Origin of the sequence: Streptomyces sp. NPDC101219 (assembly GCF_044767675.1) — a bacterium.
Classification (GTDB): domain Bacteria; phylum Actinomycetota; class Actinomycetes; order Streptomycetales; family Streptomycetaceae; genus Streptomyces.
In genome coordinates, this window is sequence record NZ_JBIWOK010000026.1 from 16,510 (window position 1) to 32,949 (window position 16,440).

The window sequence follows — 16,440 nt, forward strand, 5'->3', positions numbered from 1 at the left end:
TCCCCCTCGGTTCCCCCACCCCTAGGGTGTATCCACCAGCCCCGCCCTGTTCACCCGTACGTGCAGGCGCGCGGAGTGAACCGGGGGAGCGGAAGGGGGCGCGTTCGCCGCAGGGCGTTTCCCGCTGATCATCGTGGCCTACTGTTCAGAACGAAGGCACGGTGGTACGGCAGGACGGCGGGGAGGGTCGACGATGACGTCGCGGAACCGGCTCCGTCGCGGATCCGACACCCCTGACGGACCGGACACCGCTCAGGTGCCCGGCGGAGGCCCGCCCGGGCCGCCCGCTCCCGACGACCTCCTGGTCCGCGTCCACGACCTCGCCGGCAGGCCGCGCGGCACCGGCTTCCTCGCCGACCACCACGGCACCGTGATCACCAGCCACGAGGCCGTCGACGGACTGGCCCGCCTCGTGCTGCACGCGCCGGGCGGCCGCCACTGCGTGGTGGACGCCGACGCCGTCACCCCGCTGCCCGCCCTCGACCTCGCCCTGGTCCGCAGCGAGGGACTCGGCCTCGACCCGCTGCCCGTCACCGCACGCGACCGGGTCGCCAGCGGCACCTACGTCACCCTCGCCGCCGGATGCTGGCGCGAGGCGCGCGTCCTGGGCGCCACCACCGTGACGTACACCGCCACCGACCGTTTCCACCGCCTGGACGACGCCCTCGAACTCGCCATCGGCACCGCCGGCCGGGACGCGCTGCGGCTCGGCTGCGGCGCGGCCGGCGGCCCCGTGGTGGACTCCGCGACCGGAGCGGTGCTCGGCGTGCTCGGCACCGCCCTCCGCTCGGCCCACCGCGACACCGGCTTCGCCGTCCCCCTGCGCTCCCCGGCCCCCGCCGGGACCGACGGCACCACGAGCCCGCCCGAGGACCTCCCCGCCCGGGCCCGGCACTCCGACGGCCCGCTCGCCGCCCTGCTCGCCGAGAACGCCACGACCGTCCCCGCCTACGGGGCGGACCTGAACCTCGCCGGGGTGCTGCACCTCACCGCGACCTCCGCCGCCCAGGACGGCCCGCCCGGCCTGTTCACCGGTGACGCCGACGCCCCCGGCGGCGTGCCACGCATCGAACGGACCGGCGTGACGGCCCGGTTCACCGCGTTCGAGCAGGGGCGGGCGGCGGTGCTCGGCCTCGTCGGGGCGCCCGGCACCGGCCGCACCACCGAGCTCGCCGCGTTCGCCGCCCGCCGCCACCGCGCCGGACGGCCCACCCTGTGGCTGCGCGGCGCCGACCTCCGCGAGGACGACGCCTGCCTCGCCGACGCGGCCCGCCGCGCCCTGGACCGGGCCGCCCGGATCGTGGCCGCCTCCCGCAGCCCCTTCCCCGCCGGCCCGGACGGCCTCGGCGACACCGGGCCCGAGCGTCTCGCCGACCTGTCCGGCAGGGCCGGACGCCCCCTGGTGATCCTGCTCGACGGTCCCGAGGAGATGCCCCCGGCCCTGGCCCACCGCCTCGCCGAGTGGACCGACGGCACGGCCCGCTGGCTGCGCCGCACGGGCATCCGCCTGGTGGTGGCCTGCCGTCCCGAGTACTGGGAGAGCGCGGCGGCCCGCTTCCCGGCCGGGCTGCTGCACCCGGGGGAGGACCCCGCGGACCCCGCCGACGGAACCCCCGCCTGCGTGCGCCTCGACGACCTGACCGTCGAGGAGGCCCGCCTCGCCCGCGCCCGCCACGGCCTGCCCGACGGCGACCTGACCGGCGCCGACGCCCGCCACCCGCTCGCCCTGCGGCTGCTGACCGAGGTCCGGGCCGCGCTGGGCGGCAGCCCCGGAGCGCGGGTGCACCGCGACGACCTCCTCGCCGCCCACCTGGACCTCATGTGCCTGCGCGTCGCCGTCCGCCTCGCCGCCGAGAACGGCCTGCGCGGCACCGCCGTGCGCCGGCTCGCCGCCCGGGTCGCCGGGCAGGTGCACGAGGCCGCCCGGCGCAGCCTCGGCTCTGGCCAGGGCGCTCTGGAGCGGGCCGAGTTCGAGGCGCTGTTCCCCTGGGGGCCCGCCCCCGCACACCTCGGCGGCGGCACCGGCTGGGCCACCGCGGTGCTCGCCGAGGGCCTCCTGGTGCCCGCCGGCACCGGCTACCGCTTCGCCCACGAGGAGTTCGCCGACTGGATCCAGGGCGTCCACCTCGACCTGGACGAGGCGCTGCGTGCGCTGGTCCACGCCCGCCGCACCGCCGACGACGGCCCGGACCGCGTCCCCGTCCCGCACCACCGGGCCGGCCCCGTCGTCGAGGCCCTGCTGCGTCTGGAACGCCACGGCGGCACGGGCCCGACCGCCTCCCGGCTCGCCGACCTGGTGCACGCCCTGGACGCCGACCCCGGCTCCTGGTGGGCCGCCCGGCTGCTCACCGCGACCCTCGCCCGGGTGCCCGACGCCACGCCCTACACGGCCGTGCTGGGCCTGCTCTCCCACCGGATCGTGGCCTGGCGGCAGCAGCGGCGCGCCGTGCCGGCGGAACTCGGTCCCGCCTTCTGGAGCGCCCTCGCCCTGCGCCCGGACACCCGCTTCGCCCTGCTGCGGCGGCTCGTCCACGCCGACGGCCCGCCCTGCGAGGCCGGCCCCCGCTTCCTCGACGCCGCCGCCCGGCTGCTCACCGCCGACCCCGTCGGGACCATCCCGCAGCTCGTCCGCTGGTTCGACGACGACCGGCCACTGCCCGCCACCCCGCACGCGACCGTGGCGACGGCCGCACAGGCGCTGCTCCACACCCACCGCGACCGCGCCCCCGACACGCTCACCGAGGCACTCGCCGACAGCACACACCGCCGGGCCGGCCAACTGCTGGGCGTCCTCGCCGAGGAGGAACCCGCCGCCGTGTGCCGGGCCGTCCACCGATGGGCCCGCGACGAGCGCTCCGCCCGCCGGGCCGCGGCCGTGACCTACGGGCTCCGGGTGGTCCCCCACGTCCGGGACGGCGCCGACCGCGCCCTGCTCCGCCACGCCGCCCTCGTCCTCCTCGACCGCAGCGACGACCCCGCCCCGCACGGCGGCGCCCTCGCCCTGCTGGTCCGCGACCCGAGCAGCAGGGACCGCCACCTGGCCCGCGCCCTGAAACACTTCGCCGCCGGGGACCCGCAACTCCCCCCGGACGCGCTGACCGGCGCCCTCGTCACCCACCCCGGGCCGGTCCTCGCCGCCTTCGGCACCCGGCTGGAGCGCGCCGACGCCGCCGGGACCTTCCGGACCCTCGCCGACGCCACCACGCCGGGGCTCGCCGGACAGGTCGCCGCCCTGCTGCGGGACGCCGTCCGACGGCGGCCCGAGCTCGCCGGCCACATCGCCGGGTACGCCGACCGGCGCCTGAACGGCGGTCCCGCCGCCCAGGACGTCCTGTTCCCGCTGCTCACCGGCCTGCTCGACGGCGGCCCCGCACCCCTGCGGGCAGCACTCGCCGGGATCCTCGCCGACCCCGGCACGCCCGCCTCCCGTCCGCTGCGCCGCGTGCTGCTGGACACCCTCCTCGACCGCGAGCACGACCCCGACGTGCTGACCGCGGTGCTGCACGCCGCCGCCCGCACCACCGGCGGCGAACTGCGCGCCCTCGTCCACCGCGCCGGCCTGCCCCTCGCCCGCACCCCGGACGGCGCCGCCCGCCTCGACCGCGCGCTGGCCGACCTGGCCCGGCACGTCCCGGGCTTCGCCGCGGCGGTCGCCGGCTGGCTCGCGGACGCCCCGCGCGTGTGGGCGCCCCTCGTCGGCACGACCACCCGCCGGACCGTGGAAGACGTGGTGGGTACGAGCGTTCCGGCCTGAACCGGGCGAGCCGGGCGGCCCGGCCGCAACCCGTCCTTGCGACCATGCCGCTGCGCGTTCCGGGCGGACGGCATGGCACCCTTAGACCTGCGCGGACGAAGTCCACGCGACGTCCACGGACTCGGCTCGACAAGGTTTCGACAAGGAGCAGGCACAGTGCAACGCTGGCGTGGCTTGGAGGACATCCCCCAGGACTGGGGGCGCAGCGTCGTCACCATCGGCTCCTACGACGGAGTCCACCGCGGGCACCAGCTGATCATCCGGCACGCCGTGGACCGTGCCCGCGAACTCGGCGTCCCGGCCGTCGTCGTCACCTTCGACCCGCACCCCAGCGAGGTCGTCCGCCCCGGCAGCCACCCGCCGCTGCTCGCCCCGCACCACCGGCGCGCGGAACTCATGGCGGAACTGGGCGTGGACGCGGTCCTGATCCTCCCCTTCACCAGCGAGTTCTCCAAGCTGTCCCCGGCCGACTTCGTGGTGAAGGTGCTGGTCGACAAGCTGCACGCCAAAGCGGTCGTCGAGGGCCCCAACTTCCGCTTCGGCCACAAGGCCGCGGGCACCGTGGACTTCCTCGCCGAGCAGGGCAAGATCTACGACTTCGAGGTCGAGGTCGTCGACCTGTACGTGTCCGGGGAGGCGGGCGGCGGCGAACCCTTCTCCTCCACACTCACCCGGCGCCTGGTCGCCGAGGGCGACGTCGACGGCGCCGCCGAGATCCTGGGCCGCCCGCACCGCGTGGAGGGCGTCGTCGTGCGGGGCGCCCAGCGTGGACGCGAGATGGGCTTCCCCACGGCCAACGTCGAGACCCTCCCGCACACCGCCATCCCCGCCGACGGCGTCTACGCCGGCTGGCTGCACGCCCAGGGCGAGGCCATGCCGGCCGCCATCTCCGTCGGCACCAACCCGCAGTTCGACGGCACCGAACGCACGGTGGAGGCGTACGCCATCGACCGCGTCGGCCTCGACCTGTACGGCCTGCACGTCGCCGTCGACTTTCTCGCCTTCGTGCGCGGCCAGGCCAGGTTCGAGACGCTGGACGCCCTGCTGGAGCAGATGACCCGGGACGTGCAGCGCTGCCGCGAACTGATCGCGGCGGCGGAACCGCCGCAGGCCTAGGTGTGCTGTCCCGGGGCCGCGCGGCGCTGGGGCGGGCCGGCCGCAGCCGTGGGCAGAGGGACCGACGGATCCCGTAGAGCGGTCGGGTGGCGGCCGCGGTGGGCGCGCGTCAGCGGTGGAGGCGAGACCCGGTACACGCCGGCCCCGCGCGAGGTGGCCATCCGCCGACTGCTGCAGCCCCAGCCGGAGGGCGACGCCTGCACCGCCCTCTCGGTGGCCGAGCGTCAGCGGCGGAGGCCGGCCCCGTACCGCTGCCGCCCGCGGTCGCCGAGCGCCGGATGCAGGGGCTGACCGGCCCGTAGTGCTGCTGCCACCGGTCGCGGCGGCCGAGCCTGCAAGGGGTAGGGGCCGAGCCCGACCGGATGCCGTGGCGCTTACCGGGTGTTGGTCACGGCGGCCGGGCTGCAGGTGTTGGGCTGACGGGCTCCGGCGGTGCTGTCGCGTGCCGGCCGCGGTGGCCGAGCGGCAGCGGCGGAGGCGAGACCCCGTACCCGCTGCCGCCCGCGGTCGCTACGCGTCGGCCGCAGAGGCCGGCCGGCCCGCGGGGCGCCGCCGGGCACTCGTTGCGGCGGCGGAGCCGGGCCGCAGGGGACTGTCCGCGGCGGCCGAGCCGTAGCCGCCGCAGGGTCCGGTCGGCGCCCGTCGAGCCCTCCCGTGGGCCGGCCCGGTCGGCGGTCGCCGCGACTCTCCCGCCGGCCCGTCCGGCCGGTCCCGTCGACCGGTCAGGTCAGTGTTCCGACGGCACGCCGTCCGCCTCGGCGGCCCGCGGCGCGTGGGCCCAGTGGCAGGCCACCTGGGCCGTGTCGCCGCCGTCCAGGATTCCGGGGTCCACGGTCCGGCACGCGTCCGCGACCCCCGCACGGCCGGCCTCCCCGCTCGCCAGGACCTGGCAGCGGGCGTGGAAGCGGCAGCCGCCCGGGATGCGGGACGGGTCCGGCGGCTCGCCGCTGAGCACCACCGGCTTGCCCGGCGCCTCGGGCAGCACCGACAACAGGGCGCGGGTGTAGGGGTGCCGGGGAGCGGTCAGCACCTGCTCCACCGCGCCGCTCTCCACGATCCGGCCCAGATACATCACCGCCACCCGGTCGGCGATGTTCCACGCCAGCCCCAGATCGTGCGTCACCACCAGCGCGGACAGGCCGAGTTCGTCACGCAGCCGCAGCAGCAGGGCGAGGATCTCACCGCGTACCGAGGCGTCGAGGGACGCCACCGGCTCGTCCGCGACGAGGAGTTCGGGGTCCAGCACCAGCGCGCCCGCGATCACCACGCGCTGCCGCTGCCCGCCGGACAACTCGTGCGGGTAGCGCAGGAAGAAGCGCTCCGGAGGCCGCAGCCCGGCCCGGGACAGCGCGTGGGCCACCGCCGCCCGCTCGTCGCCGGCGTGACCGTGGATGCGCAGGCCCTCGGCGACCGCGTCGTACACCGTGTGCCGGGGGTTGAGCGAGCCGCTGGGGTCCTGGAGCACCAACTGCACCCGCCGGCGGTACGCCTTGAGCGCCCGGCCGGAGTACTCCAGCGGCCGGCCGTCGAAGGCGACCCGGCCCCCGGTCGGCCGTACCAGACCGAGCAGCGCGCGGGCCAGCGTCGTCTTGCCGCAGCCCGACTCACCGACCAGGGCGACGATCTCACCGGCGCGGATGTCGAGGTCGACGCCGTCCACGGCGCGGGCACCCGGCGTGCCGCGCCGTCCGGGGAAGGCGACCCGCAGGTCCCGGGCGCTCAGCAGCGGGCCGGCGGGGGTGGGGGAGCTGGTCATGGGGTGCTGCGCCTCGCCTTCTGCAGGGGTGCCGCCGCGGGCGCCGCCGTGTCGTCCTCGCCGACCCGCACACAGGCCGCCCGCCGGTCCCCGTCCACCTCGCGCAGGGGCTGGTCGTCCACCGCGCAGGACTCCAGCGCCACCGGGCACCGCGGATGGAACGTGCAGCCGGGCGGCAGCGCCGACGGGTCCGGCGGGTCTCCCGCAAGACCGCGCGGCGCGAACCGGGAGGAGGGGTCACCGATCAGGGGAAAGGCCGCCGCCAGCGCCGCCGCGTACGGGTGGCGGGCGGCGGTGTACACCTCGGCGGCGGGGCCCTCCTCGACGACCCGGCCCGCGTACATCACCGCGAGCCGGTCGCAGGTGTCGGCGAGCACCGCCAGATCGTGGCTGATCATGATCAGACCGACGTCCTGGTCGGCGACCAGCCCTTCGATCAGCCGCAGGATCTGCGCCTGGATCATCACGTCGAGCGCGGTCGTCGGCTCGTCGGCGACGATCAGCCGCGGATCGCAGGCCAGGGCCATGGCGATCATCACCCGCTGGCGCTGTCCGCCGGACAGCTCGTGCGGGTAGGCCGCCGCCCGGGCCGCCGGGAGGCCCACGTGTTCCAGCAGTTCCCCGGCCCTGCGCCGGGCCCCGGCGGGTGTCGCCCGACGGTGCAGCAGGACCGGCTCGGCGATCTGGTCGCCGATGCGGTGCACCGGGTTCAGGGAGTGCATCGCGCCCTGGAACACGATCGAGGCCCCGGCCCACCGCACCGCCCGGACCCGGCCCCACTTCATGGCCAGCACGTCCTCACCGTCCAGCAGCACCTGGCCGCCGGTGCGCGTCCCGGCGGGCAGCAGCCGCAGCAGGGCCAGCGCCAGCGTGGACTTGCCGCAGCCCGACTCCCCGGCGATCCCCAGTTTGCGGCCCGCCTCCAGCCGCAGGTCCACCCCGCGCACGGCGGCCGCCCCGCCGGGGTACGTCACGGTCAGGTCCCTGACCTCCAGCAGACTCAACGGGACACCCCCAGCCTGGGGTTGAGGACGGACTCCACGGCCCGCCCGCACAAGGTGAACGCCAGCGCCACCCCGGCGATGGCCAGGCCCGGCGGCACCAGGTACCACCAGTGGCCGGAACTGACCGCGCCGGCCTCCCGGGCGTCCTGCAGCAGTCCGCCCCACGACACCACCGTGGGGTCGCTGAGCCCGAGGAACGCCAGCGTCGCCTCGGCCAGGATCGCCGACGAGATGATCAGGGTGGTCTGGGCGAGCACCAGCGGCATCACATTGGGCAGTACGTGCCGGCTCATGACGTGCCAGTGCCCGCCGCCCAGTGCCCGCGCCCGCTCGATGTACGGCCGGGTCTCCACCGCGAGGGTCTGCGCCCGGACCAGCCGGGCCGTGGTCGGCCAGGTGGTCACCCCGATCGCCACCACGATGGTGACCAGCGAGCGCGGCATCACACTGGCCAGGGCGATCGCCAGCACCAGGGTCGGCATCACCAGGAACCAGTCGGTGACGCGCATCATCACCGTCGCGTACCAGCCGCGGAAGTGCCCCGCGGTCACCCCGATCAGCGTGCCGATGGCCACCGACAGCACCGCTGCCAGCAGCCCCACCAGGAGGGACACCCGGGCGCCCCAGATCACCAGGCCGAGCAGGTTCCGCCCGAACTGGTCGGTGCCGAACGGGAACGCCGCACTGGGCCCCTCCAGGGCGTCGCCCGGCGCGTCCGTCACGTTGTCGACGTCGGAGCCCACCAGCAGCGGCGCGGCCAGCGCCAGCAGCCCGAACAGCAGCAGCGCCGCCAGACCGCAGACACCGGCCCGGTGGCTGCGGTACTGCCGCCAGAAGCGGACCACCGAGGCGCGCCGCCGCTGCCGGGCCGGTGACCGCCCGGACGTCTTCCCGCTGCCGGGAGCCGGTGTTCCCCGGCCGGCGGTGGCGGCCGCCGCGGGCGGGGCGGCGGGATCCTGCTCCGGGACACCGGTGGAGCCGTCGTGGTCGGTCGTCATCGGCCCACCCGGGGGTCGAGCAGCGGATAGATCAGGTCGGCCAGCGTGTTCATCAGGATCACCGCGGCCGCGAACACGAAGAACAGGCCCTGCACCAACGGCAGATCGGGCACGCTCAGCGCCTGGTAGAACAGCCCGCCGAGGCCCGGCCAGGAGAAGACCGTCTCCACCAGGATCACGCCCGCCACGGTCCGCCCCAGATTGATGAAGATGAGCGTCACGGTCGGCAGCAGCGCGTTGGGCACCGCGTGCCGGCGGCGCACCAGGTCGTCGCGCAGCCCCTTGGCCCGGGCGGTCGTCAGGTAGTCGCTGCCCATCTCGTCCAGCAGCGCCGACCGCGTCACCAGCAGCGTCTGCCCGTACTCGACCGCCACCAGGGTCACCACCGGCAGCACCAGGTGGTGCGCCACGTCCAGGACATGCGCGAAGCCCTCCTCGCCGCCCGACTCCATCCCGCCGGTCGGGAACAGTCCCGGAACCGGGCCGATGCCCACCGACAGCGTGATGATCAGCAGCAGCCCGAGCCAGAACGACGGCACGGAGTACAGCGTCAGCGCCAGACCCGTGTGGACCCGGTCGCCCAGGCGCCCGTGCCGCCACGCCGAGCGGGTGCCGAGCAGGATGCCCAGCACCGTGTAGAGCACGAAAGCGGTGCCGGTGAGCAGCAGGGTGTTCGGCAACGCCTCCGTGATCTTGTCGACGACCGGCGCGCGGAACTGGTACGACGTGCCCAGATCGCCGGTGAGTGCTTTGGCGCAGTAGTCGGTGAACTGCTGCCACATCGGCAGGTCCAGCCCGAACTCCCGGCGGTAGGCAGCCAGTTGTTCCGCCGACACCTGACGTCCTCCGGTCATGAACTTCACCGGGTCGCCGGGGATCAGCCGGAAGAGGAAGAAGCTGGTGACGAGGACGGCGAACAGGGACACGGCCGCACCGGCCAGCTTGCCCGCCACGTACCGCAGATAGCCGGTCGCGGTGCGGGCCCGCGGGCCGCGGCAGGCCGCCGGTCCGTCCTTCACCGGACCGGCGGCCTGCGGCGCGCCCTCCACGGGCGCGGATGCTGCGTCAGCGGTCATCGGGAGCCGTTCGCCGCCTACTCGCGGTCGTCGGCGGTGGCCCGCCGCCGCAGCGCCACGAACGCCCCGAGCCCCGCGAGGACCACGGCTCCCGCGACGATCCCGACGACCACACCGGTCGACGAGGAGCCGTCCCCGGTGTCACCGGAGTCCGCCGGCACCGCCGACCACCAGCTCCAGTAGCCGTCCTGGCCGTAGATGTTGCCCGCCTTCGCCGGCATCGTCGTGATCGACTCGATGTGGTCCGTGCGGTACGCCTCGACCGCGTTCGGGTAGGCCATGACGTTCATGTACCCGAGGTCGTACAGCCGCGACTCCATCTGCCGTACCAGGTCCGCGCGTCGGTCCGGGTCGTACTCGGCGAGCTGCCGCCCGTACAGCTCGTCGTACTTCTTGTCACAGATGAAGTTGTCGGTAGCGCCGGTGTCCTTGGGCGTCGCCGGCAGCGCAGCACACGTGTGGATGGACAGCACGAAGTCCGGGTCCGGGTTGACCGACCAGCCGTCGAAGGCCAGGTCGTACTCGCCCGCCAGCCATGGATCGGTCACGTTGTCCAGGCAGTTGAGCGTGACACCGATACCGAGGTCGCCCCACCACTCCTGGAGGTACTTGCCGATGGCCTTGTCGTTCGGGTCGGTGGCGTGGCACAGCACGCGGTACGTGATCGGCTTGCCGTCCTTGCCGACCCGCTTGCCGTCACCGTCGACCGTGTACCCCGCCTCGTCGAGGAGCGCGGCCGCCTTCTTCGGGTCGTACGCCAGCTCCTGCCCGGCCGACGGCTCCCAGAAGTACTGCGGGAAACGCGGCGGTATGTAGCCCGCGCCCTCGACGGCGTGCCCCTGGAACACCTTGTCGATGACCGTCTTGCGGTCCACCGCCATGAACAGCGCGTTGCGCACCCTCTGGTCGAGCAGCGAGGGGTGCCCGTCGCCCATCTTCTCGCCGTTCTTCGCCTTCGCGCCCGGGTTGGTGGCGAGGGCGTAGAAGCGGCGGCCGGGTGCGTCGTTGACCCGGATGTTCTCGTCCTTCTCCAGCGAGGCCGCCTGCGCGGGCGTCAGCGACGGCGACCCGGCCACGAAGGACACCTCGCCCTTGCGCAGCGCCGACACGGCCGCGTCCTGGTCCTTGTAGTAGCGGAAGACCAGCTCGTCGAACTTCGGCGCCCCGCGCCAGAAGGACTTGTTGGGCTTCAGCCGCACATAGCTGTCGGCCTTGTAGTCGGTGAGGACGAACGGCCCGTTTCCGACGAGGGGGAAGTCCTTGTCGTTGTTGAACTTCGCGTAGTCGTCGACCTTCTCCCACACGTGCTTGGGCACGATCGGCACGTCCAGCGCCGTCATCGTGGCCTGCGGCTTCTTCAGCTTGATGACCAGTTCGGTCGGGCTGGGCGCGGTGACCTTCTCGAAGTTGGCGACGAAGCTGCCGTTGGCGGTCGCCGCCCCCTCGTCGGTCATCATCGTGTTGAACGTCCAGGCCGCGTCCTCGGCCGTGGCCTGCTTCCCGTCGGACCACGTGGAGTCCGAGCGGATGGTGTACGTCCAGGTCAGCTTGTCCGGCGACGACTTCCACTCGGTGGCCAGACCCGGGACGACGTGGTTGTCCTCGGGGTCGTAGTTCGTCAGGTACTCGTAGGTGAGCCGGTGGATGCTCGTGCTGAGCAGGCGCACCGCCAGGAAGGGGCTCAGCGAGTCGACGCTCTGCGCCACCGCGACGGTGAGCACCTTCTTGCCGTCGTCGGCCGCCTCGGCCTGCTGCGGCGCCGGGTTGAGCGGAGTCACGAGCCCGGCGGTCAGTGTCAGCGCCGCCGCACCGGCCGCCGCGACGAGCCGGAGCGGGCCGCCCGGGAGGGAACCGCGCCGGGGCCCGGAGCGGGGGTGCGGGCGCCGCTCGCCGGGGGCCCCGCCGTACCTGTCGTTCATGTCCATAAGAGGGCTGACCTCGCGTCATCGCTCGCACGGAAAGGACGGGTTGATCAGGTGAGTGATGAGTGTGTCTATCAGCGGTGTCTGCCACCGTCAACGGCGCGTGCACCCCATGTGGCCTGCGGAAATAACGAATTGACGAGCATTTCGCGCCCATTGGTCGAGACCGCTGAAGCGCTCCAGGCCAGGGCCTGACGGCCGGATTCCGCCCTTTGGCGCACGACGGCCCGCGCCGTCCGTCGACGACGCGGGCCGAAAAGCGGACCGGCCCCTCGAAAGGGGCCGACCGGGGTGAACGGTGCCGCTCCGCGCGGCCCGGCGTGTGGTCTCCTGCTCGGGCGGTCTCCTACTGCTGGGGCGGCGGGGTCTCCCCCGGCTGCTGCTGCGGATGGGCGGGGGGCTGGGGCTGTGCCTGCGGCTGGGCCAGCGGGTAGGACTGGTCCGCCGGCGGCTGCGGGTACGGGTACGCCGCCTGCGGCGGGACCGGCGGCTGTCCCGGCTGGCCGGGCTGCCCGGGAGGCTGCGCCTGGGAGTGGCCGGGCGGTGCCTGGTGGGCGTGCGGAGAGGCGCCCTGCGGGTTCGGCTGGGCGTGCGGGTTCGGCTGGCCGGGGGGCTGGGGCTGTGCGTACGGCTGGTGGGGGTACGGTGCCGGCCCGGCCGGGGCCTGTGGCCCGCCGGGGGCTTGCGGCCCGCCGGGGATCTGCTGGCCGGGCATGGGCGGCTGACCGGGGGCCTGCGGTTGACCCGGGACCTGGGGATGACCCGGGGCCTGCGATTGACCCGGAACCGGGGGCTGGCCAGGGACCTGGGGCTGGCCGGGGACCTGGGGCTGCCCCGGGTACGGCTGGCCGGGCGGCATCTGGCCGGGGACGGCGTGGCCCGGCAGCGGAGGTGCGGCGACCGGGGGCGGGTTGCCGTCGGAGGTCCACAGGCCGTGGGACTGCTGGTGCCGGACGAAGTCCTCGGCGACGAGCGCCGCCAGGTTGAAGTAGGCCTCCCGCACCTTCGGCCGCATCATGTCCAGGTCGACCTCCGCACCGGCGGCCAGATGCTCGTCGAACGGCACCACGACCACTCCGCGGCAGCGCGTCCGGAAGTGCGACACGATGTCGTCGACCTTGATCATCTTGCCGGTCTCGCGCACCCCGGAGATGACCGTCAGGGACCGTGACACCAGCTCCGCGTACCCGTGCGCCGACAGCCAGTCCAGCGTCGTACTGGCACTGGACGCGCCGTCCACCGACGGCGTGGAGATGATGATGAGCTGGTCGGCGAGGTCCAGCACCCCGCGCATCGCGCTGTAGAGCAGACCGGTGCCGGAGTCGGTCAGGATGATCGGGTACTGCCGGCCCAGCACGTCGATGGCGCGCCGGTAGTCCTCGTCGTTGAACGTCGTGGACACCGCCGGGTCCACGTCGTTGGCGATGATCTCCAGCCCGGAGGACGCCTGGGAGGTGAACCTCCGGATGTCCATGTACGAGTTGAGGTACGGGATCGCCTGGACCAGGTCACGGATCGTCGCCCCGGTCTCCCGCCGCACGCGTCGGCCGAGCGTGCCGGCGTCCGGGTTGGCGTCGATCGCGAGGATCTTGTCCTGCCGCTCGCTGGCCAGGGTGGACCCCAGCGCGGTGGTGGTGGTCGTCTTGCCGACGCCGCCCTTCAGGCTGATGACGGCGATGCGGTAGCAGGACAGCACCGGGGTCCGGATCAGCTCCAGCTTCCGCTGCCGCTCCGCCTCCTCCTTCTTGCCACCCAGCTTGAACCGCGAGCCTCCGGCCGCCGGCCTGCTGCTCTTCGCCTTCTGCCGCTTGCTGTTGAGCAGCCGGTCCGAGGACAGTTCGACGGCCGCCGTGTAACCGAGCGGTGCCGCACCCGGATTGGTGGGCTGCCGCTGGTCGTGCTGGACGGGCTGCGGCCAGGCGGCCCCGATGCGGGGGTCGACGGGAGGCTGCCCCGGCTGCTGTTCCGGCTGGTGCCCCTGCGGCGGGACCCCCGGGTGCTGCGGCCCGCCCTGGCCCGAGCCGTGGGGCGCCTGCCCCGGTCCCTGCTGGGCAGGCTGTGCCTGGGCGGGCTGAGCCTGGGGGTGCGGCTGCGGGGGCTGCTGGTGCGGGAAGCCGTAACCGCCGGGCTGCGCCGGGGGAGTCGGCGCGGGACCGGGCTGAGGGCCGCCCTGAGGCCCGCTCTGGGGACCCGGGTGCGGGAAGCCGTAACCGGCCGGGGCGCCAGGGCCGGGCGCACCGGCCTGCGGGAACCCGTAGCCGGGCTGCGGCGCGTGCTGTTCGGGCCGGCCGGGCTGCTCGGGGCTCTGCTGCGGCGGGACCGGCGCCGCGGGCGTCTGCCAGGCGGCCGGAGCGGGCTGCGGGGCCTGCGGCTGGAACGCGGGCGGCTGCGGGGCGGGGGCGCCCGGCTGGCCCTGGTCCTGGCCCGCGGCCGGCGGAGCGGGCTCGCCGGGTGCGCCGGTGCCCTCGGACTGCGGCGCGGGTGCCGGAGCCTGCGGGGCAGCGGTCTGCGGGGCGGGTGCCTGCGGGGCTTCCTGGGGCTGGGCCGGCCACTGGCTCGCGGGCGCGGGCGCGGCGGGGTAGGCGGGCGGCAGCGGCGGCACCTGCTGCGGCGCCGGGGGAGGAGTCCAGGCGGGCGGTGCCGTCTCGGGTGTCCCCGGCACGGCGTCCTGCGGTTCGCCGGTCCGGGGCGCGTCGGCGGGCGGTACCGCGGACGGGTCGGCGGCACGGTCCGAGGCCGCCGCGTCACCGGCCGCCGCGTCGTCTGCCGGTCCCGGGCCTTCGGGCTCCTCGGCGGCCGTGGGGGCGGGCTCCTCGGCAGCCGTGGGCGCCGGGTCGTCGGCCGTGGGCTCGGCGTCTCCCGCCGCGGGCGCGGCTTCCTCGGGAGTCGCGGACCCGGTGTCCTCGACCCGCTCCTGCTCGGGCGCGGGGGACGTGCCCGCGTCGGCGTGGGGCTCCGCGGCGGCGGTGGCGTCAGGCACGCCCTCCGCATCGCCTTCGGCAGCACCCCCGGCAGCACCCACGGCGGCTCCCTCGGCGCCGTCTGCGTCCGTGCCGTCGGTGTCGCCCTCGGGGGAGACGCCCGCAGCGACGCCGGCACCGGCGCCGTCGGAGCCCTCGTGGGGCCCGGCATCAGTTCCCGCCGGGGCCTCGGCACCGGGGGCACGGTCCTCGGCTGCGCCCTCGGCACCATCCGCGTCCGTACCGCTCCGGGGCGCGCCGGAACCGGCGGGCTCGTCGGAGCCCCCGGCCGCGCCCGGCTGTCCGTCGGGCTGCGCGCCGACTTCGGGACGCGCCTGCGCCTCGGCCTGCGCCGCGGCCTCGGCGGCGGCGTCGCGCTGCTGGAACTCCCGCTTCAGGGCGGCGGCGGAGAACCGCATGGTGGCGCCGCTCTCCAGATCACCGTTGCCGGGGTCGGACGGGAACCCGTAGCCGCCCACCGGTGCCGGAGGAACCGATGCCGGACGGCCGGGCTCCGCCGTCCGTCCCGCCTCGGCGCCCGGCCCTTCCGGTCCCGGCTGGTGCGCGTCGGGCGGCGGAGGCTGCTGCGGCTCGAAGCCGCTGCCCACCGGCAGCCCGGGCACCGCTCCGGACCCGGCCGGAGGCGGACTCCCGGCCGAACCCGCACCGCCGCCGGGGGCGTTCTGCGTGTACCAGGCCGGCGGTGCGTAGTCGATGGTGAACTCGCCCGTCGCCTCGACGGCGGACTCCGCGTCGGACTGGTCATCGCCGGGTGTGGCCCAGCCCCCGCGGTTCCCGTCCCGATCGCTGTTCACAGTTCCTCCTGGTGTGGTGGCGCACCCTCATGCCGTGCCGGGGCGACCGTGATCGTCGTCCGAAGTTCTTCGGGGCTGTCCGAGGCCGCTGCGGAGTCGTCCGTTTCAGGCTGACCCCCGACCGGACCCAGCCTAATCACCATCACCGGCACCCCGGCAGGCCCCGTCGGCCCCTCGGTGCGCAGCCGCGCCCCTGCGCCCCCGCGTGGTTCCGCGCGCGTTCAGTCCATCCGCCGGGGCGTACCCAGCAACCCGATCTCCGCGTCGGTCGGTTGCGTCATCACGTACTGCCGGTCGCGGTCGGCGCACCACAGGGTGACGCCGTCGGGCAGGGTCGGCAGCGCGTCGATCTCCGTCCGGGGCAGCCCCATGGTGCGCCCGAGTTCCGCCGACTCGTCCGGCGAGATCCGCTGGACGCCCACGAGCCGCGCCTGACGCACCAACCGCGGTGCGACCGGGCTGAGATAGGGCAGCAGCGTCAGCACCGACTGCCAGCGCCCGGACACCACCCGGCCGCGCGGCGGACGCATCCCGCAGTCCCGCACGACCAGGACCGGCGTGCCGGCCGAGGCGCCCTGTGGCGGCACCCGCCCCACGTCGTACACGGCGAGCCCGTTCTGCCCGCCGCCCATGGCGTGCACCATCTGCGTCCATGCCTGCGGCCGCCCGGTCTCGACCGCCACCCGCGCGCCGGTCGCCGCGGCCCGCAGCGCCAGCACCTGGACCGTCCACAGACTGCCGATGAGCACGATGTCGTACGGGGTGGGCCGGTTGAGCCCCAGCACGGCCGGCTGCCCCTCGGCGTCGACCCCGATGACGACACCGTCGTCCCCGATGGGCAGCGCCAGCGCGTCCAGGTCGTCGGCGGACAGGGTGTGCCGGCCGTGGCGGGGGCCGAGCAGCCCGAAGCCGTTGCGCAGCAGCCCGGCCGCCCGCGTCGGGGCCGGTTCCGGCGCCCCGGCGCCCGCCGGCACCGGCGATCCCGGCGCGCCGCTCCCGGTGGCGGGGACGCCCGGAGTGGGTCCTGTCGTCATGGCCG

The 16,440-nt window shown here is 75.3% G+C and carries 9 protein-coding genes; 2 read left to right on the forward strand and 7 right to left on the reverse strand.

All coding sequences use genetic code 11. The features are described from left to right. Positions 1-193: 193 nt before the first annotated feature. Positions 194-3,754 (forward strand): trypsin-like peptidase domain-containing protein, encoded by a 3,561-nt coding sequence (locus tag ACIRPP_RS31305; protein ID WP_403649962.1) that lies wholly within the window; start codon positions 194-196, stop codon positions 3,752-3,754. A gap of 156 nt (positions 3,755-3,910) precedes the next feature. After that, positions 3,911-4,870: a bifunctional riboflavin kinase/FAD synthetase gene (locus ACIRPP_RS31310; RefSeq protein WP_403649965.1), complete on the forward strand. Its 960-nt coding sequence runs from the start codon at positions 3,911-3,913 to the stop codon at positions 4,868-4,870. A gap of 727 nt (positions 4,871-5,597) precedes the next feature. On the opposite strand, the gene ACIRPP_RS31315 is transcribed toward ACIRPP_RS31310, so the two are convergent. The 7 genes from ACIRPP_RS31315 to ACIRPP_RS31345 all read right to left on the reverse strand — a co-directional run bounded on the left by ACIRPP_RS31315 (position 5,598) and on the right by ACIRPP_RS31345 (position 16,435). Beyond that, the gene (locus ACIRPP_RS31315) at positions 5,598-6,626 is read right to left on the reverse strand and encodes an ABC transporter ATP-binding protein (protein ID WP_403649968.1); all 1,029 of its coding nucleotides are present in this window, start codon (positions 6,624-6,626) and stop codon (positions 5,598-5,600) included. Then, the gene (locus tag ACIRPP_RS31320; protein ID WP_403649971.1) at positions 6,623-7,630 is read right to left on the reverse strand and encodes an ABC transporter ATP-binding protein; all 1,008 of its coding nucleotides are present in this window, start codon (positions 7,628-7,630) and stop codon (positions 6,623-6,625) included. Before ACIRPP_RS31320 ends, ACIRPP_RS31315 begins: the two co-directional genes overlap by 4 nt. Then, positions 7,627-8,628: an ABC transporter permease gene (locus ACIRPP_RS31325; RefSeq protein ID WP_403649973.1), complete on the reverse strand. Its 1,002-nt coding sequence runs from the start codon at positions 8,626-8,628 to the stop codon at positions 7,627-7,629. The genes ACIRPP_RS31320 and ACIRPP_RS31325 overlap by 4 nt, the downstream gene beginning before the upstream one ends. After that, positions 8,625-9,704: an ABC transporter permease gene (locus tag ACIRPP_RS31330; RefSeq protein WP_403649976.1), complete on the reverse strand. Its 1,080-nt coding sequence runs from the start codon at positions 9,702-9,704 to the stop codon at positions 8,625-8,627. Before ACIRPP_RS31330 ends, ACIRPP_RS31325 begins: the two co-directional genes overlap by 4 nt. Before the next feature lie 17 nt (positions 9,705-9,721). Then, on the reverse strand, positions 9,722-11,629 hold the full coding sequence (locus ACIRPP_RS31335; RefSeq protein WP_403649978.1) for an ABC transporter substrate-binding protein: 1,908 nt from the start codon (positions 11,627-11,629) through the stop codon (positions 9,722-9,724). 343 nt (positions 11,630-11,972) lie between these two features. Further along, a complete protein-coding gene (locus tag ACIRPP_RS31340; RefSeq protein ID WP_403649981.1) occupies positions 11,973-15,401 on the reverse strand; it encodes an SCO5717 family growth-regulating ATPase in 3,429 nt (1,142 codons plus the stop codon). Between the two features lie 221 nt (positions 15,402-15,622). After that, positions 15,623-16,435, reverse strand: coding sequence for a hypothetical protein (locus ACIRPP_RS31345; protein ID WP_403649983.1), 813 nt, complete (start codon positions 16,433-16,435; stop codon positions 15,623-15,625). Between the last annotated feature and the right edge of the window lie 5 nt (positions 16,436-16,440).

What these genes read in the sequence shown, in the direction of transcription:
- ACIRPP_RS31305 (WP_403649962.1), top strand. Translation starts at nt 194, where the DNA reads ATGACGTCGCGGAACCGGCTCCGTCGCGGATCCGACACCCCTGACGGA.
- ACIRPP_RS31315 (WP_403649968.1), bottom strand. Translation starts at nt 6,626, where the DNA reads ATGACCAGCTCCCCCACCCCCGCCGGCCCGCTGCTGAGCGCCCGGGAC.
- ACIRPP_RS31325 (WP_403649973.1), bottom strand. Translation starts at nt 8,628, where the DNA reads ATGACGACCGACCACGACGGCTCCACCGGTGTCCCGGAGCAGGATCCC.
- ACIRPP_RS31330 (WP_403649976.1), bottom strand. Translation starts at nt 9,704, where the DNA reads ATGACCGCTGACGCAGCATCCGCGCCCGTGGAGGGCGCGCCGCAGGCC.
- ACIRPP_RS31335 (WP_403649978.1), bottom strand. Translation starts at nt 11,629, where the DNA reads ATGGACATGAACGACAGGTACGGCGGGGCCCCCGGCGAGCGGCGCCCG.
- ACIRPP_RS31345 (WP_403649983.1), bottom strand. Translation starts at nt 16,435, where the DNA reads ATGACGACAGGACCCACTCCGGGCGTCCCCGCCACCGGGAGCGGCGCG.